Genomic DNA, 25,275 nt, shown 5'->3' on the forward strand with positions numbered 1-25,275 from the left:
AGGTAAAAAATTTTAAATTAAAACCAAGCTAGGTTTTTGGGCTAAATTTTAAAATTCGAGCCTCGTTTCGGGCTTGAACTGCGCCTTTGAAATAAAGAAAGTCGCGATAAAATTTTACACGAAGCGTTAAATTTAGCCTGTGCAGTTTATAGATAATTCAGCGCGAGCCGAGCATTACGGCAAAATTTTAATTTAAAGAAATTCCGTGCCTTTTTAAGCGCTATTGCGACGCCGTCTAGTTCCTAAAGGCTGATCTCACTTGCGCTAAAAACGTCCGCTCTGCCTGCTGCGGGGATAAAATTTTGCCGGCCGATACGGCGTGTCTGCTAGCCATCTAAATCGTCGAAATATAAAATTCACCGCAGCTTGTCGTGTAGGCTGCAAAAATGCGCGGTCGCGCCGTCTGCGAATAGCATTAAGGGCACGACAATAAGCGGGCTGTAAAGCACAGGATGCGGCAAAATTTTACAACGCGCATTTTTGATCTCGCTAAACCGCGCGTTCGGTAGAGCAAAGCAAAATTTCATAGCCGCGTGAAATTCCGCTTAGTAAAGCAAAATTCCGCTTTGCTCGGCAAAATTTCGTCCGCTAGATAAAATTCCGCCCTGCAGGGTAAAATTTCGCGGCGGAATGAACGAATTAAATTTAAAGCCAAATCTGCGCGCGGAGTAGAAAGCGCCTTAGCTAAGCTCGCGCCGCCGCCAGCATTATGATCCGCTTAACCACCTCGCTCGCCGCTTTTAAAGAGCCTACGGGCAGGTATTCGTAGATCGAGTGGAAATTATGCCCGCCGGTAAAGAGGTTCGGGCACGGCAGCCCCTTTGCGGAGATGACGGCGCCGTCGTAGCCGCCTCGCATAGGCTTGATCTTGGGCTCGATATTTAAGTTTTTAAAAGCTTGCTTCGCAAATCGAATTGCAGGTGCCTCGTCGTTTTTCAAAAAGTTATAGACGTTTTTATAGCGGTCGTTTAGCGGAATTTCGATCCGATCGCCCCAGATCGCGCGAAGCCCGTCCGCCGTCTTTTGTAAAAATTCCATACGCTGCTCATATCTTTTCTCGTCAAATTCCCTCACGTCGATCTTTAGGACGGTCTTTGCGCTGTTGCCGCTAAGCTCCTTAACCCAAAAATAGCCTTCCCTGCCCTCTGTGTATTCGGGCGCCTCACCCGCGGGCAACAGCGAGATAAACTTATGCGCCAAAAGTAAGGAATTTACGAGCTTGCCTTTGGCGTTCATCGGATGAGCGGACTGACCCTTGAAGGTAACGACGCAATCGCCCGCGTTCCAATTCTCGTAGATAAACTCGCCGATGCCGCAGCAATCAAGGCAGTAGCCAAAATCCGCGCCTATCTCGCTTACATCCGTGCCTTTGCGCCCCGCAAGCCCTGCTCCTCGTCCGGTACGAAGCAAGCGATTATCTCGCCGTGCTTGATCTGCGGATTTTGGACGAAAAATTCCAGTGCATTTACGATCGCGGCGATCGCCGCCTTATCGTCGGCGCCTAGCAAGCTGGTGCCGTCCGTTACGATAATCTCATCTCCTTTATAATCTCGCAGCTCCTCATTTTCACTCTCTTTAAGATAGATCTCTAGCTCTTTATTCAGGCAAATATCGCCGCCTTCGTATCTTACGATCTGAGCTTTGGTATCATTCGTCTGCTCGGCACTGGTATCAAGGTGAGCAAAAAAAGCTACTCTCGCAGCGGGCGTGTCTAAATTTGAGGGAATTTTAGCGATTAAAATCGACTTCTCGTTAAGGCTGATATTTTCGATGCCAAGAGCTTCGAGCTCGCTTTTTATGAGGCCTGCAAGCTCGAGTTCCTTAGGATTTGAGGGCATTATGCCAGCAGCGCCCGCGACCCTATTCGTGGTAGTGTTGATCTTGGTGTAGTTTAAAAACCTCTGCACGATATCCACAAATAAGCCTTTTTACAAAATGAAAAATGCGATGACGCAGACGGATAGAAACATCCCTAAAGCCGTTCTTTTAGCGATTTGAATAGGGCTTACCATCGCAAGTCCCGCGCAAACGATGCAAGCGCCCGCGATCGGCGATGCGCTCCTGCCTAGCGCGCCGCTTATCGCAACCGCCATACCGAGTTTGTCTTGTTCAAAGCCCAGCGCATCCGCATGCACTGTCACGGCGGTGTTAAACGCCATCGACGCCGCATCTCCAGAGCCCGTTACGACGCCCATAAAAAACGGCACGAAGGTTCCGCCGAATTTTACGTAGCCCTGCTCGTTTTTAAGCCACTCGATTACGAAATCGATCGCTCCGCACGCACTAAGCCCCGCGACGAAGACGCCTGCTGCGATGATGATACCTATGATATCGGCATACGCACTACCCATTCCTTTGAAAAATTCCTTCGTAATTTTTTGAGGATCGGTTAGGGTAACGGCGATGGTGAGGATAGCGCCCAGTAGCATCGCTTCGGCGACGCCCATCTTCGTCCATTTTAGGAAAGAGACCTGATTTAGACTCGTGCCGCCGATTACCAAGATCACTAGCGGCACTAACGGCATAAGCGCGTATAAGACGTTTATCTTTTGAGGTTGCGTGTCTAAATTTGAACCGTCGGCTGAATTTGACGCAACGGAATTTGCGCCGCCCTCCTTTTGTGCGAGATAATTCACCCCCTTGGTGTAGTCTTTGCAAACTATCGCCGTTATACTCATTACGATCAAAACTACGATCAAAGCGGTAATCGCGCTATAAAACTGCACTCCGATAACGTCTTGAACCGTGTAAGATGGGTTGTGCGCCTTTACCATATCGGCTACAAATACGTTGTGCGCCGAGCCCGGGCTTAAAACGCTACCGAAAGTTCCCGCAAATACCGCAGCTCCCGCCATCTCGGGCTTAACGCCCGCAGCCATCATCACGGGGATCAGCGTAGCGCCTACCGCAGCGGAGCAACCCGCAGCGGAGGGGATAGCGATATTTATGAAATACGTAAGCGCCACGACGATAGGGATTAATAAAAATCCGATATTGCCGAGGGGTCTGGTTAGTAAATTTACAAGTGCGCGATCGCAGCCGGTAAATTTCATCACGAAGGCAAAACCCATGCTGGCGCAGATCGCCTTAATAAGACCTGCTTTAGTCATATACGAGGTAAAGGCGTTTAGCCCGTCTAGCGGCTTTAGACAAAGCACGCACAGCACCAAACCCACGCCGATAAGCACGGTTTTGGTATCCTTCTTCATGATTAGTAAAGCGACGACTGCGACGATACCCGCAAGCGCCAAAAATAGCCTAAGTGTCTGCACGATAACTCCTTTTAAATTTTAAATTTACTTCCCACGGCGATGCGCGAGATCTCTTTTTTATGCTCGAATTTCAGCACGTCCGCATGCCCCATCACCTCGCACTCGTTTCCGTTTATCAAAAACGCGCTACCCTCGGGCATAGCATAGACGCTGTCGTTTTGATTGACGATCAAAAACTCCTCCAACCGCTCCTCCCTGCTCTCGCCGTTGTGGTTTGAAATTTTACCGCTTATGAAGTGCGGATTGATCTGGTGCGGAAAGATCCCCAGAGCTACCGGCGAGGGCGGGAAGACGATCGGCATATCATTGGTAGTCATCATCGTCTTGCCCGCGACATTTGCGCCCGCAGACCAGCCGAAATACGGCGTACCGCTATCCACGGCCTCTTTGATCGCGCCTAAGAGATCAAATTTATAAAGCTCATTTAGCAGCACGAAGGTATTGCCGCCGCCGATGCAGATCGATTTGGCATTTTTAACGGCGGCTTTCATATCGGAAAAGCGGTGGATCGATCTGATATTGTTACTCTCCAAGCAGTCCGCGACCTTCTGCTCGTATTGCTCGTTCGTGCGCCTAACGCCCGCAAACGGAATGAATAAAATTTCATCCTCCCAAAGATCTCCTAAAAATTCCTTGATCCACCCCTTGCAGTGGTTCAGATAGCCGCTGTCTTTGTAACTGGAAGCGCTTAGAAGTAGTGCTCTTTTCATGCCGCTTTCCTTAAATTTTGCCGTTTAGCTTATACGCGCAGCGCAGATAAACGTCCACTCCTGCAAGCAGCGAGTCCTCGTCGAAGTCGAATTTGGCGTTGTGATGTCCCGCCGCAAGCGTCGTACCTATCATCAGATATCCGCTCTTGCCGCCCGCATCTTGCACCGAGCGCATAAAATGCGCGAAATCTTCGCACGCGCCGAAGCTTAGCTCCCTTACGATTTTATCATCGTCGATAAACGGCGATGCCTTCGCCGCATCCTCGTAAAGCTGCGTGCTATCCTCGTCGCTATCGCCGCCCGCGGTGCCGCCCGTAACCTGCACGTCGTAGCTGACGCCGTAAATTTTAGAAACGCCCTCCACTATGTCCATGCACTTGGCCTTCATAAACTCATTCAGCTCCGTGCTCTCGCCGCGCGTCTCGCACGCAAGGTAGCCGTTAGGCGCGATGACGTTGCGTCCTTCGCCTGCGCGCAGCACACCGACGTTGATACGCGTGACGCCGTCTGCGTGTCTAGTGATGCCGTGCATATCAAGCGCCATCTCGGCTGCGGCGAGCAGAGCGTTGGCTCCATTTTGCGGCGCGCCCGCGGCGTGAGCGGACTTACCCTTTAAGCTTACGTCAAATTTAGTGGTCGCAAGTAGCTTTTTGGTACCGCAGATGATGCCTCTCATCGTGTTTGCCTGAAAGCCGATATGACCGCCCAGCAAGTAATCCACGCCCTTGGTGACGCCCGCAGCTTCCATGCCTACGGCGCCTCTGGTGCCCTCCTCCGCGGTTTGGAATATAAATCTAAATTTACCGCTAAAATCGTCTAGGCTCTGCGCGATCAGCTTTGCCAAAGCAAGCCCCATCGTGATATGCCCGTCGTGTCCGCACGCGTGCGTGATGCCGCTAATGTCGGAGCGAAAGCCTTCCTTAAAAGGGCGGTGATCCGCGTCCGTGCTCTCGGTCACGTCTACGCCGTCTATGTCAAATCTAAAAGCGACCGTCTTGCCCGCGCGCCCCGTGTCTATTTCGGCCACGAGACCCGTTAGCCCATCCTCCATCGCATCAAGAAATTTTATCTGATCTGCATTTAGCAGCCCTTCGGCGCGCTGTTTCGCCTTCTCGCAGGCATCCTTGCCGCCTACGCCCTGCCTCGCTTCAGCTTTCACCACTTCGCGACCGAGCTTTATCTCATAGCCCAAGCGCTGCATACGATCTGCGATAACCGCGGTCGTAAAAAAGGTAAACCAGCCCGTCTCGGGATGCGAGTGAAAAAACCTGCGATCCCCGATCATCTCGCTTTTTAGCGCCTCTACTTTTTGTGCGATAGCATCCATTTTTTCTCCTTTATTTTTTGGCTAAGCTTAACATCGCCGCAGCTAGAACCTTCGTAGCGGCAAACGCGTCGTGCCAGTTTATACTCTCATTTACGTTGTGGCTGATGCCGTCTTTGCACGGCACGAAAAGCATCCCCACGCGATCCGCAAGCTCCGTCATATTCATCGCGTCGTGTCCCGCGCCGCTAGGAAGCCTCAGGCTTGGAATTTTAAGCTCGCCGGCGCAGTTCTCAAGCAGAGCGATCATCTCTTCGCTTAGCTTTACGGGGCGATCTTTGATGAGATTTTTTAATTCAAATTTACACCCTCTGCGAGCGCAAATTTCATCTATCCCGGCGCAAATTTTATCATCCGCCGCCCTGAGCGCATCCTCGTCTATATCGCGTATATCAAGCCCTAGCGTGCAGGCGCCCGGGATCACGTTTAGCACGCCGGGTAGCGCGTTTGCATAGCCCGCCGTCGCGACCGTGGTTTTGCCCATCTTTGCGATCCTCTCCGCGCTTAAAACGATCTCGCTAGCGCAAGCTAGGGCATCGCAACGCATATCCATCGGCGTAGCGCCGCTGTGATCGGCTCTGCTCTCGATCCGCAGCTCGTATCGCACGGGCGCGGCGATACCCGTGACGACGCCCACTGGGATCCCTCGCCGCTGCAATACCGGTCCCTGCTCAATATGAAGCTCAATATAGCTATGAAAGCTGGATTTTGGCAGGACGCAGCTTTTTAAATTTGTGGGATTTAGCCCGAAAGCCTCCATGGCGTCAAATAGCGAAATTCCGTCCCCATCCTTTAGCTCGCCTAGCCGCTGCCGCGAGAGCTTGCCGCTGATTATCTTACTGCCTACGGTCGCCATTTTAAAGCGGCTTGATTCCTCGCAAACAAAGACGATGAGTTCCAGCGGGCGCGCAAGCTCCTCGCCGCTATCTCGAACCGCTCGGATCGCCTCCAAAGCAGCCATGACGCCTAACGTGCCGTCGTAAAAGCCGCCCTGCGGCACGCTATCGATATGCGAGCCAGCGCTAACTGGCGGCAGATCTGGATTTTTAACGCCTCCAAATTTAGCGAAAATATTGCCCGCATCGTCGATTTTGATCTTGAAATTTTCTTTTTGAAGTAGCGATATGAGGAAGTCGCGCGCCTCTTTATCCTCGCACGAAAACGCAAGCCGCGTAAGCCCGCCGCCCGCCAAAGCCCCAAAGCGGCTTATCTGCTCGAACTCGCTTTTAAGACGCCGAGTGTTTATCTCCATAAATTCTCCTTTTCTTAAAAAATTTATGTGTACGGCATTTTAATATTAAATTTATATAACAAAGCTGAAATTTACTTTTCGCGGCGGCGCATACCAACGCTAAACCGCATGGACAAAAGCGAATATTTGCGGTAGCCAAGACACGTATTCTAAATTTCAACCGTCGCGGAACGTAAAATTTAAACCGAGTCCAGCATTAATCTCGCTGTAAAACATATAAGCGGCAACAATGGCGTGCCTCGCGCCTCACCATCTAGATTTAGCGGTAAATTTAATAGCAAAATTTAAAGCATATCGCGACGGGATTTTAAAGCAAAATTTCAAGTAGATTTTTAAATGTAAAATTTCAAGCGGAATTTTAAATGCAGAATTTCAAATAAATTTTAAAATTCCAAGAGAATTTTATCCCTTGGAATTTTAAATTTAATGCTTGGCTAGGTAATTTGTGTCGTAGTTATTATCCACGAAATCGGGGTTATTCATCATCCTAAGATGAAAATCGCGCGTCGATTTTATGCCACCGATGATGAGCTCATCTAGCGCGACTTTCATCTTCGCAATCGCACGCGCGCGGTCCTTGTCGTAAACGATGAGCTTGCCGATCATGCTGTCGTAGTAAGGCGGCACCGAGTAGCCCTCATAGACGTGGCTATCCATACGGACGTTTCTGCCGCCCGGAGCGACGTATTTTGTGATTTTGCCTGGGTTTGGCATAAAGCTTTTGGAGTCCTCGGCGGTGATGCGGCACTCAAGCGCATGCCCGCTAAATTTTATCTCGCTTTGAGGTAGCAGCTTCTCGCCCTGTGCGATACGGATCATCCACTCGATCAGATCGAGCCCGCTTCGCATCTCGCTTACGGTGTGTTCGACCTGCAAGCGGGTATTCATCTCGATGAAATAGAATTTCTTGTCCTTGCTATCGTATAAAAACTCAAACGTTCCCGCGCTTGCGTATCCGATCGCCTTAGCGGCTCGAACCGCCGTTTCGTGCAGGCTCTTTCGTGTCGGCTCGTCCAAGATCACGGCCGGGCTTTCTTCGATCAGCTTTTGATGGCGGCGCTGCATCGAGCAGTCGCGCTCGCCGATATGCACGACGTGTCCGTGCTCGTCACCCAAGACCTGAACCTCGATGTGGCGTGGGTTTGTGATATATTTTTCCATATACATCGTGCCGTCGCCGAACGCGCTCATCGCTTCGCTCTCTGCCGACCAAAAGAGCTTTTCGATATCCTCTTCGCGCTCGACCACGCGCATTCCGCGCCCACCGCCACCGGCTGCGGCTTTAATGATGACCGGATAGCCGATTTCGGCGGCTAGCTTGCGTGCCTCTTCGACGCTTGCGATCGCACCGTCGCTGCCAGGCACTACAGGAATGCCCGCGCGCATCATCACTTGCTTAGCCTTGCTCTTATCGCTCATTAAAGTCATTGCCTCGACGCTCGGGCCGATAAATTTAATGCCGTGCTTAGCGCAAATTTCTACGAAATTTTGACTTTCGCTCAAAAAGCCGTATCCCGGAAATATCGCGTCAGCTTCGGTTAGCTCGCAGGCTGTGATGATCGCGGGGATATTTAGGTAACTATCGCTACTGCGCGGTCCGCCTATACAGACCGACGCGTCGGCGTATTTCACGTAAAGCGCGTCCTGATCGGCGGTGGAGTGCACGACGATGGCTTGCTTGCCCATCTCTTGGATCGTGCGAAGCGCTCTAAGCGCTATCTCGCCGCGATTTGCGATTAGAATTTTCTTAAGCTCCCTCATAGCTTCTCGACCTCAAACAGCGCCATAGCGTATTCGACGGGCTGTCCGTCTTCGACGAGAGCTTTTTTGATGCGGCAGTCGAATTCCGCTTCGATCTCGTTCATAATCTTCATCGCTTCGATGATGCCGATCGTATCGCCCTTATGCACGACCTGACCTACGCTTACGAACTCTGCCGCACCGGGACTTGGCGCTTTATAAAAAGTACCTACCATCGGGCTGTCGATCGTATCCATCGCGCCTTTTGAGGCGGGCTTATCACCCACGAGCACATTTACCGCAGGCGCAGCAAGCTGCGGGGCAGGTGCCGGTGCGGCGAGCTGAGGCGTGCTCCCACCGCATGGGCCATATTTTTTTATCTCGATCTCAAAATCTTTATCTTTAATTTTTAGCTCGTTAATGCCCTGCTTTTCGCCGAAAAAATCCATTAACTCTTTGATTTCTGCTTTTGTCATAAATTTCTCCTGAAAAAATTTGCGAAATTTTAGCTAAATTTTTATAATTGTTTCTTTAAATGGATTTTTGAGGGAGCTTTTAAAAGGCGCGGCACGGAATTTGCGGCGGATTTGCGGACTGATTTTAAATATTTATAAGGTGCGATTTGCCTAGCATATTTTAAAGCTCGGGCTTTGCGGGCAAAGCACGAAATTTTGCCGCAAGAACGCAGGATGATTTTAAATCCTTTAAAAATTTAACGCTTAATTTTACGACCGAAATTCTACGCCCAGGCTCAGAGCGCGAAAATTCCGCGCTTTGCTTTAAAATCTCGCCTCCGAGCTCATATTAAAATCCAGCGCCTTGCTTTTTTTAAAATTTCGCGCTGAAATTTTATTTTAAAGCCTTGCACCGAAATTCTATCTGCGCGAAGCCCTATGCGTTAATGTGTCGCAAAAAAGCTCTGAATTTTCGCTTTATCGCTCGTTTTGCTAAGGGCTAACATCAGCAGTACGCGCGCCTTTTGCGGATTTAGATTATCTGCGGTTAGAAAGCCAAGTTTTGCGTCGTCTACCTCCGAGCTAACGCTAGTTGAGCCGCTGCCCGTGCGGCTTGAGCGCACGACTATCACGCCCGCTTCGCTAGCTTTTGCAAGCGCAGCCTCCGTATCGGGGTATAAATTTCCGTTTCCCATGCCGGCGACTACGATGCCCTTAGCGCCCTTTTGCACCGCTGTATCGACCAAATCGCCGCTGTCTTGCGCGTGTCCATAGATGATATCGACGCGCGGCAAGGCCTTGAGGTCCTTGATATTAAACTCGCTTGCGACGGTGTGTTTGCGAAGCGGCGCCATATAAAAATTTACGACGCCATAATTTACGGTGCCGATTTTGCCGGAATTCGGCGAGGCAAAAGCCGCAACGTTAGTAGTATTTGTTTTCGTAACCTCGCGCGCGGCGTGGATCTCGTCGTTCATCACTACAAGAGCACCCTTTTCGCGAGCGTTTTTATCTGCCGCGACGGCAACGGCGTTGTATAGATTAAGCGGTCCATCAGCACTCATCGAGTCTGCGTTTCGCATCGCACCCACCAACACGATCGGTTTTTTAGATTTTACTACTAGGCTTAAAAAATACGCCGTCTCCTCCATCGTATCGGTTCCATGTACGATGACGACGCCGTCGACATCGTTTTTAGTAAGCAGTTCGCTTACGCGGTTTGCAAGCTTGAGCCAAATTTCATCATTCATCTCCTGCGAGCCGATATTTGAAATTTGCTCACTTTTAATCGTAGCTAAATCCCCCAACTGCGGTACTGTCGCTAAGATATCTTCTACGCCCTTTGAGCCTGCGGTATAGTTGCCCTCCGTGGCGCTTGAGCTGCTTCCCGCGATAGTGCCGCCGGTAGCCAAGATATAGATATTAGGTTTCGCCGCCGCTAAAGAAGATGCGATAAAAAACGTAATAAACGCAAATTTCTTGAGTAGTCCCATAATTGCTCCTTAAAAAGTGATAAAATTTTTATAATTTAAGCAAAATTCTAGCATAAAATTTTTATTATATTTTATTTTGCTGCTATAATGCGCGAAAAATTTTGATTATTTTAAGGAAATTTTATGGGACTGAAAAGCGATAAATGGATCAGACAGATGTCGCAGCAGCACGATATGATAACGCCCTTTTGCGAGGAAAATATCGGCCGCGGCGTCGTTAGCTACGGACTTTCCAGCTACGGATACGACATACGCGTGGCGCGCGAATTTAAAATTTTTACAAACGTCGGCGGAACGGTCGTCGATCCTAAAAATTTCGACGCAAAAAACGTCGTGGACTTTGAGGGCGACGTCTGCATCGTGCCGCCGAACTCCTTCGCGCTAGCGCGCACTATCGAATACTTCAAAATGCCGCGCGACGTGCTTGCGATCTGCCTAGGCAAAAGCACCTACGCGCGCTGCGGCATCATCGTAAACGTAACGCCTTTTGAGCCGGGCTTTGAAGGGCACATCACGATTGAAATTTCCAACACCACGCCGCTGCCTGCAAAAATTTACGCGAACGAAGGGATCGCGCAGGTTTTGTTTCTGCAAGGAGATGAGCCGTGCGAGGTGAGCTACTGCGACAAAAAGGGCAAATACCAAAGCCAAAAGGGCATCACGCTGCCTAGAATTCTAAAGGATTAAACAATGAAAAATTTAATCATCGTAGAATCTCCCGCAAAAGCCAAAACGATCAAAAATTTCTTAGGCGACAATTACGACGTAATCGCGTCTAAAGGCCATATCCGCGATCTGCCTCAGAAAAAATTCGGCATTAAAATCAAAGATAAAAGCTTCGAGCCCGAATACGAAATCAGCGCCGATCACGATCAGATCGTAAAGCAGATAAAGACGCTCGCCAAAAAGGCGGATCAAATTTACCTCGCGACGGATGAGGACCGCGAGGGCGAGGCGATCGCCTATCATATCGCAGCTTCGATCGGCAAGCAGGCGCAGGAGCTGCCGCGCATCGTATTTCACGAGATCACCAAAAGCGCGATCTCAAACGCGCTAAGCTCGCCGCGCAAACTCAATATCGCAAGCGTAAACGCTCAACAAGCGCGCCGCTTGCTCGATCGCATCGTGGGCTACAAGCTAAGCCCGCTTTTAAATTTAAAGATCCAGCGCGGCTTAAGCGCGGGTCGCGTCCAAAGCGCCGCGCTTAAGATCGTCGTCGATCGCGAGCGCGAAATTTTAAATTTTAAACCGGTAGAATTTCACAGCATCGACGCGGTTTTTAAGAAGGACTTAGAAGCCGAGCTCGTAGAATTTCGCGGCAAAAAGATGGAAAAGCTCTCGGTCAAAAACGCGGAGCAGGCTAGCGAGATCGTCCTGACGCTGCAAAAAGACAAATTTAGCGTAGAGAGTATCGAAAGCAAGTCGCGCAAAACAAACCCTTACCCGCCGTTTATGACCTCGACGCTGCAGCAGGCGGCGAGCACGGCTCTAAGCTTTAATCCGCGCAAGACGATGAGCCTCGCGCAGAGCCTTTACGAAGGCGTCAATACCAAAAACGGCGGTGCGATCACCTATATGCGAACCGACTCGCTAAATATCGCTAAAGAAGCGATCGCGGCGGCTCGCGAGCTAATCGGCGAGCGCTTCGGCGAAAAGTATCTGCCGAAAAGCCCAAATTTATACGCCACCAAAAGTAAAGGCGCGCAGGAAGCGCACGAAGCGATAAGACCTACCGATCTGAAGCTTACCCCCGAGCTCGCGCAAAAAATCTTGCCTCGCGACGAATACCGCCTTTACGCGCTCATCTACAACCGCTTCATAGCCTCGCAGATGAGCCCTAGCGTCTCGCAGATCCAAACGATCATCGTGCGCGGCGAAGAGGGCGCGTTTAAAATCAGCGGGCGCAAGATGGAATTTGACGGTTTTTACAAAACTTACGGCGATCTGGATAAGGATAAAATTTTACCGAGCCTTAGCGCGGGTGACGCGATGAGCCTGCAAAGTCTAAGCTCGCAGCAGCACTTCACCGAGCCGCCGGCGCGCTATTCGGAAGCAAGCCTCATCAAAAAGCTCGAAAGCCTCGGCATCGGCAGGCCCTCGACTTATGCGCCTACCATCTCGCTGCTTACGGCGCGCAACTACGTAAATATCGAGCAAAAGCACCTGGTGCCGAGCGAGATCGCCTTTAAGATCACCGAGATGCTGGAGCAAAATTTTAAAAATATCGTCGATAGCGAGTTTACCTCCAAAATGGAAGAGAAGCTCGACGACATCGCCGAAAACAAAGCGGACTGGCAGCAAATTTTGGCAGATTTTTATTATCCTTTTATGGACGAGATCGCCAAAGGAAAAACGTCGATCGCAAGCCAAAAGCTAGCCGAAAAGATCGGCGAAGTATGCCCGAACTGCGGCGGCGAGCTACTTAAGCGCCAGGGCAGATTCGGCGAGTTCATCGCTTGCTCGAACTATCCGAAATGCAAATACTCCCGCAACGCGGATGCGAGCGCCGAAGGGGCGAGCGAGGAGAAGGCGGCGCCCGAAGTGCTAGATGAAAAATGCCCGCAGTGCGGTAAAAATTTGATCAAGCGCAAGGGCAGATACGGCGAGTTTATCGCTTGCGAGGGCTATCCGAAGTGCAAATACTCGCGTAAAATCGAAGGCGCGGCAAAGGAGAAAAAACCGCTGCTCTCCACGGGCGTTAAGTGCCCGAGCTGCGGCACCGGCGAGATCGTCGAGCGCTTCTCCAAACGCGGCAAATTTTACGGCTGCACGAACTACCCAAAATGCGGCTTTGTGAGCAACTACGCGCCGATTGCGCGCGCGTGCCCGCAGTGCGGCAACTCATACATGCTCCGCAAAGAGCTGAAAAAAGGCAATTTCGCCGAGTGCCCGCAGTGCAAGCTTAAAGAAGAGATCGATTGATAATAGGCGTCATCTCGGACTCTCATCGCGAAACAAAGGTCGCTGCCAGCGCCATAGAGTGGCTGCTCGCGCGCGGAGCGGATCTGCTCGTGCACGCAGAGGGCATCGTCGAGAGCGAGACGCTGCGGCTTTTGCGACAAAGCGGCAAGCCCTACTTCGCGGTTTTAGGGAACAACGACGAAGCGCTTGCTGAGTTTAAAAATGAGTTCAACCTGCACGACGAGCCCTTTTGCACGGAGTTTGCAGGGCTGCGGCTAAAAATAATGCACCATCCGTTTTATCTTTTTGACGAGGAGCCCGCGGCGCAAAACGAAGCAGACGGGCTAAATTTAGGCGCGGGCGCGGATCGCTCGGTAAATTTAAACTCAAATTTTAATACTGCGAGTGCAGATAGAATTTTAAACGGCGCGCACAGCACAGATGTAAATTTTAAAAACATAGTTAGCGCGAGCGCAAATTTAAAAAGCGGGCAGTCCGCAAGTCTAAATGTGAACTTGGACTTGAATGCGGGCGCGGAAGTGAACTCAAATGCAAATTTAGACTTAGATTTGGACGCGGGCCTCGCTTCAAACTCAAACGCAAATTTAAACTCAAATTTAACCGCAAGTTCAGACCCTAATGCAAGCGGCGAAGGTAAAAATCGGGGTCCGTGCGGGTGCGGCGCGGATAAAATTCCAACTATCAAAATTTACGGCCATACCCACTATTTCGCCGCGGCGGTGGATAAAAACGGCGTGCTCGTGCTAAATCCGGGCGAGATTTGTGGGCGCAAAAAGCGGCTTTTCGATTTGCCTGTGTTGTGGTGCAAGAGCGAAAATTGCGCATATTTCGTCTCCGTTCGCAGCGCAAAGAACTATAAAGCGCCCGAAAGGAAGTCTTAAAATGATACGAAAAGCCCCTGGGCAGCCAGAGAAAATGCTAGAAAGATGCGAAAAAATTCTAAAACAGTGCGGAGAAAATCTAAAAGGATGCGAGGCCAAAGCTTATGAATGAAATTTACGTCCTAATCGCGCTATCGTTTTTGATCTTTGCTTCGCCCTTTTTGGCTAGCTTAGCTAGAATTCCGCTCTCGCCCATGGAGATCATGCTTGGCATCATAGCCGCAAATTTAGGGCTTTTGCCGCCAAGCGCAACCTTCGATCTGGCTGCTCAGATCGGCTTTTGCTACCTTATGTTTTTGGCGGGCTGCGAGGTGGATTTCCGCGCGCTGCTTGCGATGCCGCGCAAAATTCTACGGCTGATCATAATCTTTTTGGCGCTGCTTTATATCCTAAGCGCGCTTGCGGTTTGGATGTTTGAACTGCCGCAGATGCTTATCATCGCAGCGCCTTTGATGAGCGTCGGGCTGATTTCGGCGCTGTATAAGGAATACGGCAAGGATCAAGCGTGGCTCAATCTCGCGATGCCCGCGGGCGTGATCGGCGAGCTCATCAGCATCGCCGCCCTCACGGTGGGCGGCATCTACCTTAAAAACGGCTTCGGCGTCGAGATGGCGCTTCATATCGGCGCGCTTTTGGGCTTTTCGGTCGCCGCTCTAGCGGTTTTTAAAGGGCTTGAAATTCTATTTTGGTGGTTCCCCGCGCTAAAAACGGTCATCATGCCCAAATACGACAAGAACGAAAAGGACGTGCGATTTGCGATGGCGCTGTTTTGCCTCATCTGCGCGGGAGTGATGCTTTTGGGGCTTGAGGTCGTAATCGGCGCCTTCATCGCAGGCACCTTTCTGCCGACTTTTTTCTCGCACAAGGACGATCTCATCGAGAAGCTATCGTCGTTCGGCTTTGGCTTTTTGGTGCCGATATTTTTCATACACACCGGAGCCGTGATCAAGCTTGAGGCGCTTCTTATGCCCGGAGTGATGAGCTTTGCCGCAAGCCTAGCGGCGCTGATGTTCGGTATCAGGCTGCTTGCGAGCGCTACGTTTTTAAGCACCTTAGGGCGCAAAGGCGCGGCGCTTTTCGCACTATCGCTTTCTATGCCTCTGACGCTAGTGATCGCCACGGCGACGCTCTTTTACTCTACCGCCGCGATCTCGCAAGAGATATACTTCGCGATGATCATCGCCTCGCTCATAGAGGCGCTAGCATCGATGATTTTGATAAATTTGATTTACAAGAAATTTTAGGGCGGGAATTTAAAATTTTGAGATTATAGGATTTTGGAATTTTAGAATTTTAAAATTCTGCGAAATTCTAGAATTCTATGAAATTTGATTTTATGCGGGACTAAAATGAGGTTAAATTTAAAGCTCTATTTTGCGGCGCGATTGGTTAGGTCTTGTAGCTCCATAGTGTAGTTTGGGATTTGTTCCCGAGTAGAATAACCATACGCTTTTAATATTACATTCAACAGCTTCATTATATCGCTTGCCGACAAAAGAGGTGTTTGCTTTGGATTTAGATTAAGCAGTTTCCAAATTCTATGGAATTCTCCAGGTTTCAATGCTTCGTCGATATCATAATCAAGGGTGACTTCAATAACTTCACCATTATAATATAAAATCCAAATTCCTTTAGAATCAGTGCCATGGTCATAATCTGGATCAGGAAAACTATAAATTTTCCATAGCCAGCAATCTGTATCTCGATCAATAGTCCAACCAAGCTCGTTAATAAAAGTCTCATAGTATAGATTATATTTGTAGTAAATTTCGCTCAATCCATACTTCTCATCATCCTCTTTGGTGATGATTGCGTTTTCAAAAGCCATCTACGCTCCTTGGAATTTAAAATTTAGCGTGCAAACAGAAATTTCAAGCGCAAATTTTATGCAAAACTTCGCTACGCAGCCGAAAACGGCAAGCATAGAAATTTCAAACTCGCCGCGCTTAAAGATAGACCGACGAGCTTGCCGCGACCGCTAACTCTGCTCGCCGCGGACATATTTGCTCTCTAGCCGCGGCAAAGCAAATGCGGCTCGTTAGCAAAGCTAGCGACAAAAATTAATCGTAACCCCTCCGTAAGAAGCATAACTGCACGATTTGCGGACGGGCTAGCAAAGCCGCAATAGTCAAAAAATTTCTAATTAGAACCGATTTCGAAAGCCGATTAAAAATTTAAGCTTTAGCTTGCGGTGCTTAAAAGCTGATTAAGCTTAGACGCGGTGCGGGCGGTGTACCGCGACGCGGCGTCTAGGCTTTAGCTACATTAAGACCGGAATTTTGGTCTTTTGTAGGAAGTATTTCGACGCGCCGCCTAAGAATATTTCCTTTATGCCGCTGTCTGAGTGCAAACCTGCGACGATTAGATCGAAATCGCCCGCGTCGGCGTACTCTAGCAGCACCTGCCCCGGGATCTTGCCCTCGGCATTTAATGCCTCAAAAACATCGATTTTAACGTCATGCAAGGCTAGATAGTCGCTTATGCGGCGCTTAGTTTCGGCAAGATCATCTTGAAGGTAGTGATTTGCAGTAATGACGGTGATAGATTTGGCACGCTGCAAAAGCTCCAGCCAATTATCAAGCGCCCTTGCAGATGCCGCAGTGCCGGTAAGCGAGACCAAAATTTTATCCGCCCTAAACTCCTTCAGCTTGCGCGGTATGACGATGCAAGGCTTGCCGCTTTTGGTGACCGCCGCCTCGAATGTGCCCGTGATAGAGCCCGTAGGCGGCACCGAGACCAGCACCAAATCGCAATATTTAGAGTATTTCTCGACCAGCTCGGAGCGGATGCCTACCATATGCCTCAAAGCGGCGCTATTTGGGACGTGATCGTCGTCGTTTTGATCTAAGCCCAGCTTAGCGCATTCGGCGTCGAAGATCGCTTTAATCTCCTCGCGCTCGGCCCTCATCTCATCGCCCGCAGATTTTAAAAATTCCTCCATCAACACGCCGCCTTTTAGCGTCATACGGACATTGTAAATCATCTTAGGATCGAGCTGGCACGCCATTATGTTGATGTGCGTGCCGAAAAATTTATTCACTAGCAGCGCTCCGTGTATACGCTCTGCCAGCTCCTCGCCGCCGCCGATAGGGAAAAAAATCTTTTTAAGCTGCATCTCATACTCCTATTAAAATTTTAAGCTAATTCCAGTGAAATTTTAGTGCCCTTCTGCTCGGTCACGCGCACTCGCACCACGTCGCCCGCCTTGTAAGGCGTCGTGATAAATTTGGCGCGCAGTAGCCCGTCCACGCCGTCTCGTAGCGAGATAAAGGTACCGAAATCCAGCACGCTTTGCACCACGCCGTCAAACTCCTCGCCGATCTGAAATTTTACCTCTTTGCGTTCACTGCGCGGCTTACGAAAATCGCGAGAATTTGAGACTATCGATAAAATTTTCTCTTTCGCGCCCGATACGCCGCTAGCTTTGGCGCCTTGAATCTTGACCTCACCCTTTTCTCGATCCAGATCGATATTTACGCCGAAGCTTTCGGTGATCTCTTTGATGACCTTGCCGCCCTGGCCGATGATGTCTGGGATTTTGCTCGCCTCGACGCTAAAAATTTCAAGCTTCGGAAGCACATCTTCATTTATGACGATTGCCGCGTCCGCCTGCTCCATAAGGCCCAAAATATGCGCACGAGCCTGCTTTGCCTGCGCTAGAGCCTCTTTTAAAACCTCCAGGCTAATGCCGCCGAGCTTGATATCCATCTGAAGCGCGGTGATGCCCTCATAGGTGCCCGCGACCTTAAAATCCATATCTCCGTCGTGATCCTCAAGCCCCATTATGTCGGTTAGCACGGCGTGTTTTTCGCCCTCAAAAATCAAGCCCATCGCGACGCCCGCAACGAGCTTAAGCGTAGGTACGCCCGCTGCTCGGAGAGAAAGTGCGCCGCCGCAGACCGAAGCCATCGAGCTTGAGCCGTTGCTCTCTAAAATTTCGCTCACTACGCGAATAGACTGCGGCGAGTTTAGATCGATGCTCGGATACAGCGCTCTTTTGGCTAAATTTCCATGCCCCAGCTCGCGTCTGCCCGGGCTTCTGAGCGGACTTGCTTCGCCGACGCAAAAGCCCGGGAAGTTGTAGTTAAACATAAATCTATCGTTGATCGGCTCGAGCTGCGTTAGGCTGTCGCTTAGCTGCGCGTCGCTATCTCCGCCCAGCGTGGTGACGACCAGAGCCTGCGTCTGCCCGCGCGTAAATAGGCAGCTTCCATGCGCGCACGGCAGGATATTGGTCTCGATACTGATCGGGCGCACCTCATCAAGCGCGCGTCCGTCGGCTCTGCAATGATCCTCGATGATTTGCGTACGGATGATGCCGCGCTTATACTTGCCGATGACGCTGGAGATCACCTCTTTGCTCCATTCGTTTTGCGCAGCGGCTTCGGTAGTTAAAATTTGATCTACGATTTTGTTTAGCTCGGTAGCGCGCTCGCTCTTTGCCATCTGATTGATCGCCGCTTTGACGGCGTCTTTGTAATTTGCGTCGATGAAGTCCGCAATATCCTCATCCTCGATCTCGGGTTTATACTCTAGGCTCGCATCGGGCTTTTTAAGCGGCAAAAAAGCCTCTTCGTAGGCGCCCGAGCCTGCGCTTATCGCCTTTGCGGCAAAATCGATCGCATCCACCATCAGATCTTCGCTAAATTCATTCATCTGCTGCGCGCCGCCATTAATCTGCGGCAGGGAGCGCATCTCGATCATCAAAAGCTCATCGCCGACGCCGGCTACGTAAAGATCGAGCGCGCTATTTTTAAGCTCGGAGTTGCTCGGGTTTAAGATAAAATTTCCATTTTGATAGCCTATGCGGACGCCACAAACGGGCGCTTTAATCGGGATATCGCTAAGATATAGCGCCGCGGACGCCGCATTAAGAGCGACGACTTGCAGATCGACCTCGGGGTCTGCCGACAGCACGTAAACCACGATCTGCGTCGGATACGCATAGCCCTTTGGAAAGAGCGGGCGCAGCGAGCGGTCTATGATGCGGCTCGTTAGCGTCTCAAAATCGCCCGGCTTGGTCTCGCGCTTGATGTAGCCTCCGGGGATTCTGCCCGCTGCGTACATCTTTTCGATATATTGCACGGTAAGGGGCAAAAAGTCCTCCTGCACCTGCGTCTCTTCGCGCGCTACGGTAGCCAGCACGACAGTATTTTTTACGCGCAAAAGCGCCGCGCCCGCGGCTTGCTTTGCGACCTTATTGATATCGAAAATTTCGGTATTGCCATTTACTTCAATTTTGCACTGCATTAATTTTCTCCTTGTTTTTGTTAGTCTCGTGAAACGGCAGATAAAGCGGGCATTTGTTTAAAATTTGCATTATCTCCTCCGCGCTTGAGAGCGTTTTTTCTTTGTAATAAAAATCCACATTCACAAAATCTCTGATCTTATGAACAGCATAAATTCCATCTACTAGCATGGCGATCTCGTCCGCATTATCGCTGCCGATAACGGGAGTGGCGTAAAAGATCGCTTTGGCGTTTAAGCTTACGAGCGTCTTTATGCAAGTAAGCGCGGTCAGCCCGCTCTCACACCCCTCATCTACCAAGATGACGTTTTTTTTCTCTAAATTTCCCAAAAGCTCGCCCTTGCGAAATTTATACATATTTTTTAAAATTTTCTCCTCATAAAGTCTGTTCGCCTGTCCGTAAATGTAATCCAAGCTGATGCCGAAGCTTCGCACGAGCTCATCTACCATCACGATCTCTTGGGTCTCGCTTACGCACGCGATCGCACATTCCGGATTATTAGGCGCTAAAACGGGCTCAGTAAATAAAAACTCATAAGCAAGCCCTAATTTTAGAGCAAGATGGTTTGCGATAGGAAGCGACTCCAGGGATTGGGCGATTATTAGAAAATTTTCGTTTTTGATCACGGCAGCGGGTAAAATTTCTGAAAGCTTCATCGCGGCGTCGATTTGGTTTTCAAACATCAGCTCGGCTCTAGGCGTCATTATTTTTCGCTTCCGTATTCGCTATCTACTGAAAAATCATACCCTACTCCGCCGAACGGATAGAAATTTACGAGAAAGTAAATTCCGCGCTCCTTGCTTGCTTTGCTATAGCCCGTCGTACTGGTATTTTTAGGCTCGATATCCTCTTGATACACAAAAGAGTAATTCCAGCATTTGCGCGTATGAGAAAGTCCCACACGCCACATTTTAGAATAAGATCGCTCCAAGTCGTAATCCCAACGCCCAAAAATTTTATTATTCCTAGGCAAATTTACCGAAGCGTTTACGATGCCGTAGTTATCTTTCGTATAGCGTTTAGGCTCCATGCTTAGCTTTTCGTATTCGTAAGCGTGACTAAGTCCAAAGCTAAAGTCGTCGTTGGAGTAGTTGGCGTAGGTATAGACCTTATCGAAGCTTTTATATTTATGCGAGTAGGTAAAGCGGTTTCCGATATTTAAGCCGTTTGTGAAATACCCGTCGATGCGGTGTTCTAAATCATCAAACTCATGATCGTCGAAGTCATATCGCTGCTTGACGCTATGGCGTAAGAATTTACGTCCGTCTTCATTATAAAAAAACTGCGTCATACTTAAAGCTGCATTTTCGTGGGTGTATTCGTCACTAAGCTCGCTCAAGAAGTTATCCTCCCAATAAAGCGAGTCTTGCAAGTTACCCAGCCGCGAGCGATCTACTGCGCCGCGAGAGAGGTCGTATCTATACTGATGATACTTTAAAATTCTATCCTCTATATCGCCTTGCTGCCAGCTTGGAATTCTAAAATCCGCTCTCCAGCTCATAGTGTGATACAAGCTATCGTAAGCCCTGGCTACGTCGGTGTAGAGTGAAAGCTCGGTGTATTGATTAGCGTAGAAAGTGCTTTTATCCTCGCCAAGATCGCCGTTTGCGTAGTAGAATTTATCGTGCCAATCGATATTAGTCATATACACTCGCTCGGTAAAGGCGAAATTTAAATAATCCGCCAGTAGCGGCGTGCTTATACTAATCGGTACGTCAAACTCGTATTGGCGAGCAGTCGCGCCCTCCCATCTGGTGTAATTACGCGCCTTCGCATCAAGCGAATAGATCAAATTTGGCAGTCCCAAATCATTGCTAAATTTATGATATTGCAGCGTCGGAAGCTCTTGGACGGTATCTTCGTTGCGGAAGGTATTATCGGCGTTTAGCTTGCTTGTATCGATATAGTAGCGTCCGTAAGCGCCAAAATAGTGCTCGTCTGAGGTCAAATAATAATTCAGCCGTGAAGTTACGAGCGAGTTATCCGCATCGTCGCCAAGACCTCCCTTTTCCTTCAGATCGTAGTATTCAAGGTCGTTTAGCTGAGTAAAATCGATCCATAAATTTTCGCGCAGATCGCCATCTAGCAGATAGGTTGCAAGTTTGCTGCGATCGTATTGCACTTCAAAGCCGTGGTGACGCTCGTTCTTGTATTCGAGGCGTTTTTGCGCCCGCGAGAAGTTATCAAAAACTCCGCCTCTGATCTCGCCGTAAGAATACGGCGACTCCGTAAATCGAAATGTCCCGTATACGCCAAAGCCCCTGCGCGTGCGCACCTGCGGATCGAGCTGAAAATCCCAGCTATCGTAAGGCGCAAAATAGATCGGCTGCTTATAATAAATCCCCTCCTTGCTAATGTAGCCAGCCTCGGGAGGCAGCAAGCCCGTGCGGCGCGTACGGTCGGTCGGAAAGCCGAAATACGGCAGATAGAGCACCGGCACATCGCCCACGTAAAATCTCGGATTGAAAAGATGGAGGAATTTGCTCTCTTTATTGAGCATGCCGCTGCTAAATTTAATCCGCCAATCAGGATCGGTAACGTTGCAGCTAGATACGCTGGAGCCCTTCACGCGGTAATACTCGCTGTCGCTGCAGCTGGCGTCGTTTTGCATCCAAAGCTCGGAGTCCTTGTCCATCATAAAATTTACGTCGGCTTGCTGCTTATCGTTTTTCAGATCGATTTTGACATGCTGGGCGCGCGTGGTCTCACTGCTGCCACGCATCGCATTGACGTTACCAAAAAGCTCGATGATGCCGTTTTGCTCGTCGTATGTAGCGCGATCGGCGGTGATAAAGTAGTCCTGCGAATACACCGTTACGTTGCCACTGGCCTCCGTCAAAAAGCCGTTTTTCTCGACATTATCTGCTATAAGCTCGACGTCTTGGACCTTTGCGCTCGCACTGCTTGCTAAAAGAGCGCTAAAACTAAGCGCTAGAATTTTAAATTTTTTACTCTTTTTCAATCTCTACCACCAATGTTTTCGCCGCCATATCATGCAGGCTCTGACGCGAGTTCGTAAAAAGCGCCACCAAAAATCCCATATAAAAGATCATCTCGCTTATCAACCTAACCGCCGCGCGGATCGCTGCAGTAGTGATATCCATAGCGCTGCCGTCGGCGCGGACGCAATAAATTTTAACCGCAAGCTTGCCTAGCGTCGCGCCGTATAGATAGACAAAAATCGCCTGATATAAAAATTTTATTATCGCGTAATGCAAAATGAATTTTGAAGCGATCTTTTGTACCTCAAGATTGCTTCCGCTCTGCGCCGCTGCAACAAGCTCTGGCTCGTCGATAGCAAATAGCACGACCACAAAAAGCGTTACGCTCACCGCTTCGTCGATACTAAACGCAATTACGCGCTTGCCAAGCGGAGCGATGTTCAAATTTTATCTCTTAAGGCTTGATACGCGATATCGCGCCTATACTGCGCGCCGCTAAATTTTATATTTTCGCACAGCGCGTAAGCCGCGTCGCGCGCCTGCTTTAGGCTCTGCGCGACGCCCACGCTTACCAAAACGCGCCCGCCGCTAGCGTAAATTTGCCCCTCCCGCTCGCTCACGCCTGCGTAGCAGATATGCGCGTCCGCGGGAATTTCGCCAACCTCGATCAATGCAGGCTGCGAAGAGCCGTAAGGGTAGCGCTCGCTAGCCATCACGACGCCCACTGCGAATCGCTCTTTTAGGCTTATGCTACTTAGCTTGCCTATGGCGGCGTTGTATAAAATTTCGCTCAAATTTCCGTCGATTAGCGGCATCAAAACCTCGCACTCCGGATCGCCGAAGCGGACGTTGTACTCCAACACGTAAGGCTCGCCGCTCACGATCATAAGCCCCACGAATAGCACGCCGCAAAAGGGCGCGCCCTGCTGCCGCATCCCTTTTAGCGTAGGTGCTACGATCTCGCTCTGTACTTTTTTTATCAGCGCGGCATCCGCTAGCGGGCTTGGCGCATAAGCTCCCATGCCGCCGGTGTTCGGACCCAGATCGCCGTCAAGAAGCTTTTTGTGATCCTGCGCTACGGGCAAGCTTACGAAATTCTCCCCGTCGCAGATCGCAAAAAAGCTCAGCTCGTAACCATCTAAAAACTCCTCCACGACGACGCGCTTGCCGGCTTCGCCGAAGCTTTCGCCGCTTAGCATGTCCGTAGCGGCTTTTTTGGCTTCATCTTTGGAATTTGCGATGATGACGCCTTTGCCAGCGCATAGGCCGTCCGCTTTGACCACGACGCGGCCGTCTAGGGTATCGATAAATTTTGAAATTTCGGATAGATCGTCGCTGCTTAGAAATTTTGCGGTTTTAATATGATTTCGCGCCAGAAAGTCCTTCATATAGGCTTTAGAGCCCTCGAGCTTCGCTGCAGCGGCGCTGGGGCCGAATATCGCGAGACCTTGCGCTTTAAAAATATCCACGATACCTTTTGTAAGCGGCTCTTCGGCGCCCACAATGGTAAGAGCTACGTCGTTGTTTTTGGCAAAGAGCGCGAGCTCATTAAAATCTTTTAAATCTAAATTTTTACCGAGCGCCTTTGTAGCGCCGTTTCCCGGAGCAAAATACAGATTTAAAACGTTTTTATCCTCGCGAAGTCTTAGCCCGATCGCGTATTCTCTACCGCCGCCGCCGATTATTAGGATATTCAATGAAGCCTCCGTAACGTAAAAAACCCAAGTGAGCGTTGCGTAAAAAGAATCGGCTCAAACAAAGCCAATCTTGCAACTAGGAAAAATCTCTAGGTCGCAACCCGTAACTTTAAAAAAGCTCGAGCCGAGCCGCGTCACACGGACCTCTCACGTCGTCGCTTATACAAATATGTTGAACCCTCATATAAAACGCTCTCGCTTCACCCAGGCTTGGGCAAAATTATAGTCTAAATTTGCTTAAACTATGGCAAAAGCGCTAGATCGACGCAGGATTTTATCGACACTCTTTCGCAGATTATCGGCTCGCAAAACTCGCTCAAAACGCTCGCCGTCGTCCTGCCGATACAGATCGCCTTGTAGCCACCGTCCCAGCCGAAATTTTCGGTAAAGCCGCGAACGTTTTTAGGCGAGGTAAAAATCAGCGTGCTGCCTTGCGGCGGCTTTGCGGCGGCGGGCAGGCTAAGGACGCAATTTTCGTAGGCGATCACGCTTTGCAGCCGCACGCCGGCGCTAGATAGAATTTGCTCCAGCTTCGATACCGTTTCGCGCGCGCGCAGATACAGCGCGTCTCTGCCCTGCAATAGCGGCGCGATCTCGGCGGCAAACTCATTTCCGTGCCCGTGCCGCGCCACAAAAATATCGCGAAATCCAAACTCGCGCGCAGCCGCAGCGCACGGCTCGCCGATAGCGTAAACGGGCGTATCTAAATCAAGTGAAATTTCATTAAATTTTATCGCCGCCACCGCGTTTTTGGAGGTGAAAATTAGCGCGCTGATCTGCGCAGGCAGGCTAAATTTGAGGAATTTTATCTCGCAAACCGCAAGCTGCCTCACCTGTGGATGATCAAATTTCGTATTGGACACCAGATATATCAAAACGCCCTCCATGTTTAAATTTGCTTCGATCAAATTCCGCTCTCGAAAAAATCCGATCTGTCGTCATTAGCGTTTGAGTTTAAATTTAATTCTACTCCGTACCGCCCTCGACGCCGATTAAAACCCGCGCGCAAAGCCCCTCTGCTTTTCAGTCGCGTTTAGGCAGCTTAGCTGCGGCGCGCTTTTTAAAATTTTATCTCGCAAGCGAAGCGTCAAATTTAAATTCATCGCTTTGTGCGAGCCCCGCTTTTTAAATTTTACTTCGCAGTCTGCGGCGGGCACTTAATAACGCCGCCGCAAAGCTCAATCTGCGCGCGGCAGACGTATTACATAGCTCGCCAGCCCCGCGCAGCCTGTGTATGCATCCACACAGATCGTCAAGCTCGCCAAATTTTAAAATTTAAAACCGCGGCTACGAAATTTCAAAACTACGAGCGCTAAATTTTAAAATTTCGCCGCTCTT

20 protein-coding genes and 1 pseudogene are annotated in these 25,275 nt (G+C 49.9%); 4 read left to right on the top strand and 17 right to left on the bottom strand.

Annotated elements, in window-relative coordinates:
• Nucleotides 1–684: 684 nt before the first annotated feature.
• From pepT to Q0198_RS08230, 8 genes and pseudogenes are all read right to left on the bottom strand, one after another.
• A pseudogene (pepT, locus tag Q0198_RS10970) lies at nucleotides 685–1,916 on the bottom strand (peptidase T).
• A gap of 12 nt (nucleotides 1,917–1,928) precedes the next feature.
• Nucleotides 1,929–3,272 (bottom strand): C4-dicarboxylate transporter DcuC, encoded by a 1,344-nt coding sequence (dcuC, locus tag Q0198_RS08200; RefSeq protein WP_297896815.1) that lies wholly within the window; start codon nucleotides 3,270–3,272, stop codon nucleotides 1,929–1,931.
• A gap of 11 nt (nucleotides 3,273–3,283) precedes the next feature.
• The gene (gene pepE / locus Q0198_RS08205) at nucleotides 3,284–3,982 is read right to left on the bottom strand and encodes a dipeptidase PepE (RefSeq protein ID WP_297896817.1); all 699 of its coding nucleotides are present in this window, start codon (nucleotides 3,980–3,982) and stop codon (nucleotides 3,284–3,286) included.
• Between the two features lie 10 nt (nucleotides 3,983–3,992).
• Nucleotides 3,993–5,309, bottom strand: coding sequence for an amidohydrolase (locus Q0198_RS08210; protein WP_297896819.1), 1,317 nt, complete (start codon nucleotides 5,307–5,309; stop codon nucleotides 3,993–3,995).
• 10 nt (nucleotides 5,310–5,319) lie between these two features.
• Nucleotides 5,320–6,558, bottom strand: coding sequence for a M20 family metallo-hydrolase (locus Q0198_RS08215; protein ID WP_297896821.1), 1,239 nt, complete (start codon nucleotides 6,556–6,558; stop codon nucleotides 5,320–5,322).
• 423 nt (nucleotides 6,559–6,981) lie between these two features.
• Complete coding sequence (locus Q0198_RS08220) at nucleotides 6,982–8,319, bottom strand: acetyl-CoA carboxylase biotin carboxylase subunit (RefSeq protein ID WP_291938702.1); 1,338 nt, start codon at nucleotides 8,317–8,319, stop codon at nucleotides 6,982–6,984.
• A complete protein-coding gene (gene accB / locus Q0198_RS08225) occupies nucleotides 8,316–8,774 on the bottom strand; it encodes an acetyl-CoA carboxylase biotin carboxyl carrier protein (protein ID WP_291938704.1) in 459 nt (152 codons plus the stop codon). Before accB ends, Q0198_RS08220 begins: the two co-directional genes overlap by 4 nt.
• A 422-nt stretch (nucleotides 8,775–9,196) precedes the next feature.
• Nucleotides 9,197–10,246 (bottom strand): type II asparaginase, encoded by a 1,050-nt coding sequence (locus Q0198_RS08230; protein WP_297896823.1) that lies wholly within the window; start codon nucleotides 10,244–10,246, stop codon nucleotides 9,197–9,199.
• Nucleotides 10,247–10,369: 123 nt separating this feature from the next.
• On the opposite strand from Q0198_RS08230, the gene dcd reads away from it, so the two are divergent.
• From dcd to Q0198_RS08250, 4 genes are all read left to right on the top strand, one after another.
• Nucleotides 10,370–10,933, top strand: coding sequence for a dCTP deaminase (dcd, locus tag Q0198_RS08235; protein WP_295150800.1), 564 nt, complete (start codon nucleotides 10,370–10,372; stop codon nucleotides 10,931–10,933).
• A gap of 3 nt (nucleotides 10,934–10,936) precedes the next feature.
• Nucleotides 10,937–13,168 carry a type I DNA topoisomerase gene (gene topA / locus Q0198_RS08240; protein ID WP_297896825.1) on the top strand — a complete coding sequence of 744 codons (2,232 nt, stop codon included), beginning with the start codon at nucleotides 10,937–10,939 and terminating at the stop codon, nucleotides 13,166–13,168.
• Nucleotides 13,165–14,049 carry a metallophosphoesterase family protein gene (locus Q0198_RS08245; protein WP_297896827.1) on the top strand — a complete coding sequence of 295 codons (885 nt, stop codon included), beginning with the start codon at nucleotides 13,165–13,167 and terminating at the stop codon, nucleotides 14,047–14,049. The genes topA and Q0198_RS08245 overlap by 4 nt, the downstream gene beginning before the upstream one ends.
• 104 nt (nucleotides 14,050–14,153) lie before the next feature.
• Nucleotides 14,154–15,293: a cation:proton antiporter gene (locus tag Q0198_RS08250; protein ID WP_297896828.1), complete on the top strand. Its 1,140-nt coding sequence runs from the start codon at nucleotides 14,154–14,156 to the stop codon at nucleotides 15,291–15,293.
• Between the two features lie 125 nt (nucleotides 15,294–15,418).
• Here the strand turns inward: Q0198_RS08250 and Q0198_RS08255 are convergent, their stop codons facing one another.
• From Q0198_RS08255 to Q0198_RS08295, 9 genes are all read right to left on the bottom strand, one after another.
• Nucleotides 15,419–15,877 (bottom strand): hypothetical protein, encoded by a 459-nt coding sequence (locus Q0198_RS08255; RefSeq protein WP_297896832.1) that lies wholly within the window; start codon nucleotides 15,875–15,877, stop codon nucleotides 15,419–15,421.
• A gap of 432 nt (nucleotides 15,878–16,309) precedes the next feature.
• Nucleotides 16,310–17,164, bottom strand: coding sequence for a universal stress protein (locus Q0198_RS08260; RefSeq protein WP_297896835.1), 855 nt, complete (start codon nucleotides 17,162–17,164; stop codon nucleotides 16,310–16,312).
• A 20-nt stretch (nucleotides 17,165–17,184) separates the two neighbouring features.
• Nucleotides 17,185–19,299 carry a polyribonucleotide nucleotidyltransferase gene (locus Q0198_RS08265; protein ID WP_297896838.1) on the bottom strand — a complete coding sequence of 705 codons (2,115 nt, stop codon included), beginning with the start codon at nucleotides 19,297–19,299 and terminating at the stop codon, nucleotides 17,185–17,187.
• Nucleotides 19,283–20,002: a phosphoribosyltransferase family protein gene (locus Q0198_RS08270; protein WP_297896841.1), complete on the bottom strand. Its 720-nt coding sequence runs from the start codon at nucleotides 20,000–20,002 to the stop codon at nucleotides 19,283–19,285. The genes Q0198_RS08265 and Q0198_RS08270 overlap by 17 nt, the downstream gene beginning before the upstream one ends.
• Nucleotides 20,002–22,260, bottom strand: coding sequence for an LPS-assembly protein LptD (locus Q0198_RS08275; RefSeq protein ID WP_297896844.1), 2,259 nt, complete (start codon nucleotides 22,258–22,260; stop codon nucleotides 20,002–20,004). The genes Q0198_RS08270 and Q0198_RS08275 overlap by 1 nt, the downstream gene beginning before the upstream one ends.
• Nucleotides 22,247–22,684 carry an RDD family protein gene (locus Q0198_RS08280; RefSeq protein WP_297896847.1) on the bottom strand — a complete coding sequence of 146 codons (438 nt, stop codon included), beginning with the start codon at nucleotides 22,682–22,684 and terminating at the stop codon, nucleotides 22,247–22,249. The genes Q0198_RS08275 and Q0198_RS08280 overlap by 14 nt, the downstream gene beginning before the upstream one ends.
• Nucleotides 22,681–23,937 (bottom strand): phosphoribosylamine--glycine ligase, encoded by a 1,257-nt coding sequence (gene purD, locus Q0198_RS08285; RefSeq protein WP_297896850.1) that lies wholly within the window; start codon nucleotides 23,935–23,937, stop codon nucleotides 22,681–22,683. Before purD ends, Q0198_RS08280 begins: the two co-directional genes overlap by 4 nt.
• Before the next feature lie 242 nt (nucleotides 23,938–24,179).
• Nucleotides 24,180–24,845 carry a uroporphyrinogen-III synthase gene (locus Q0198_RS08290; RefSeq protein WP_297896853.1) on the bottom strand — a complete coding sequence of 222 codons (666 nt, stop codon included), beginning with the start codon at nucleotides 24,843–24,845 and terminating at the stop codon, nucleotides 24,180–24,182.
• 84 nt (nucleotides 24,846–24,929) lie between these two features.
• A complete protein-coding gene (locus Q0198_RS08295) occupies nucleotides 24,930–25,094 on the bottom strand; it encodes a hypothetical protein (RefSeq protein WP_297896856.1) in 165 nt (54 codons plus the stop codon).
• Nucleotides 25,095–25,275 lie beyond the last annotated feature (181 nt).

Origin of the sequence: uncultured Campylobacter sp., assembly GCF_938045205.1 — a bacterium.
Classification (GTDB): Bacteria; Campylobacterota; Campylobacteria; order Campylobacterales; family Campylobacteraceae; genus Campylobacter_B.

Excerpts from the sequence above, each read along its gene's own strand:
- pepE (WP_297896817.1), bottom strand. The coding sequence starts at position 3,982 with ATGAAAAGAGCACTACTTCTAAGCGCTTCCAGTTACAAAGACAGCGGC.
- Q0198_RS08210 (WP_297896819.1), bottom strand. The coding sequence starts at position 5,309 with ATGGATGCTATCGCACAAAAAGTAGAGGCGCTAAAAAGCGAGATGATC.
- Q0198_RS08215 (WP_297896821.1), bottom strand. The coding sequence starts at position 6,558 with ATGGAGATAAACACTCGGCGTCTTAAAAGCGAGTTCGAGCAGATAAGC.
- Q0198_RS08220 (WP_291938702.1), bottom strand. The coding sequence starts at position 8,319 with ATGAGGGAGCTTAAGAAAATTCTAATCGCAAATCGCGGCGAGATAGCG.
- accB (WP_291938704.1), bottom strand. The coding sequence starts at position 8,774 with ATGACAAAAGCAGAAATCAAAGAGTTAATGGATTTTTTCGGCGAAAAG.
- Q0198_RS08230 (WP_297896823.1), bottom strand. The coding sequence starts at position 10,246 with ATGGGACTACTCAAGAAATTTGCGTTTATTACGTTTTTTATCGCATCT.
- dcd (WP_295150800.1), top strand. The coding sequence starts at position 10,370 with ATGGGACTGAAAAGCGATAAATGGATCAGACAGATGTCGCAGCAGCAC.
- topA (WP_297896825.1), top strand. The coding sequence starts at position 10,937 with ATGAAAAATTTAATCATCGTAGAATCTCCCGCAAAAGCCAAAACGATC.
- Q0198_RS08250 (WP_297896828.1), top strand. The coding sequence starts at position 14,154 with ATGAATGAAATTTACGTCCTAATCGCGCTATCGTTTTTGATCTTTGCT.
- Q0198_RS08255 (WP_297896832.1), bottom strand. The coding sequence starts at position 15,877 with ATGGCTTTTGAAAACGCAATCATCACCAAAGAGGATGATGAGAAGTAT.
- Q0198_RS08260 (WP_297896835.1), bottom strand. The coding sequence starts at position 17,164 with ATGCAGCTTAAAAAGATTTTTTTCCCTATCGGCGGCGGCGAGGAGCTG.
- Q0198_RS08265 (WP_297896838.1), bottom strand. The coding sequence starts at position 19,299 with ATGCAGTGCAAAATTGAAGTAAATGGCAATACCGAAATTTTCGATATC.
- Q0198_RS08270 (WP_297896841.1), bottom strand. The coding sequence starts at position 20,002 with ATGACGCCTAGAGCCGAGCTGATGTTTGAAAACCAAATCGACGCCGCG.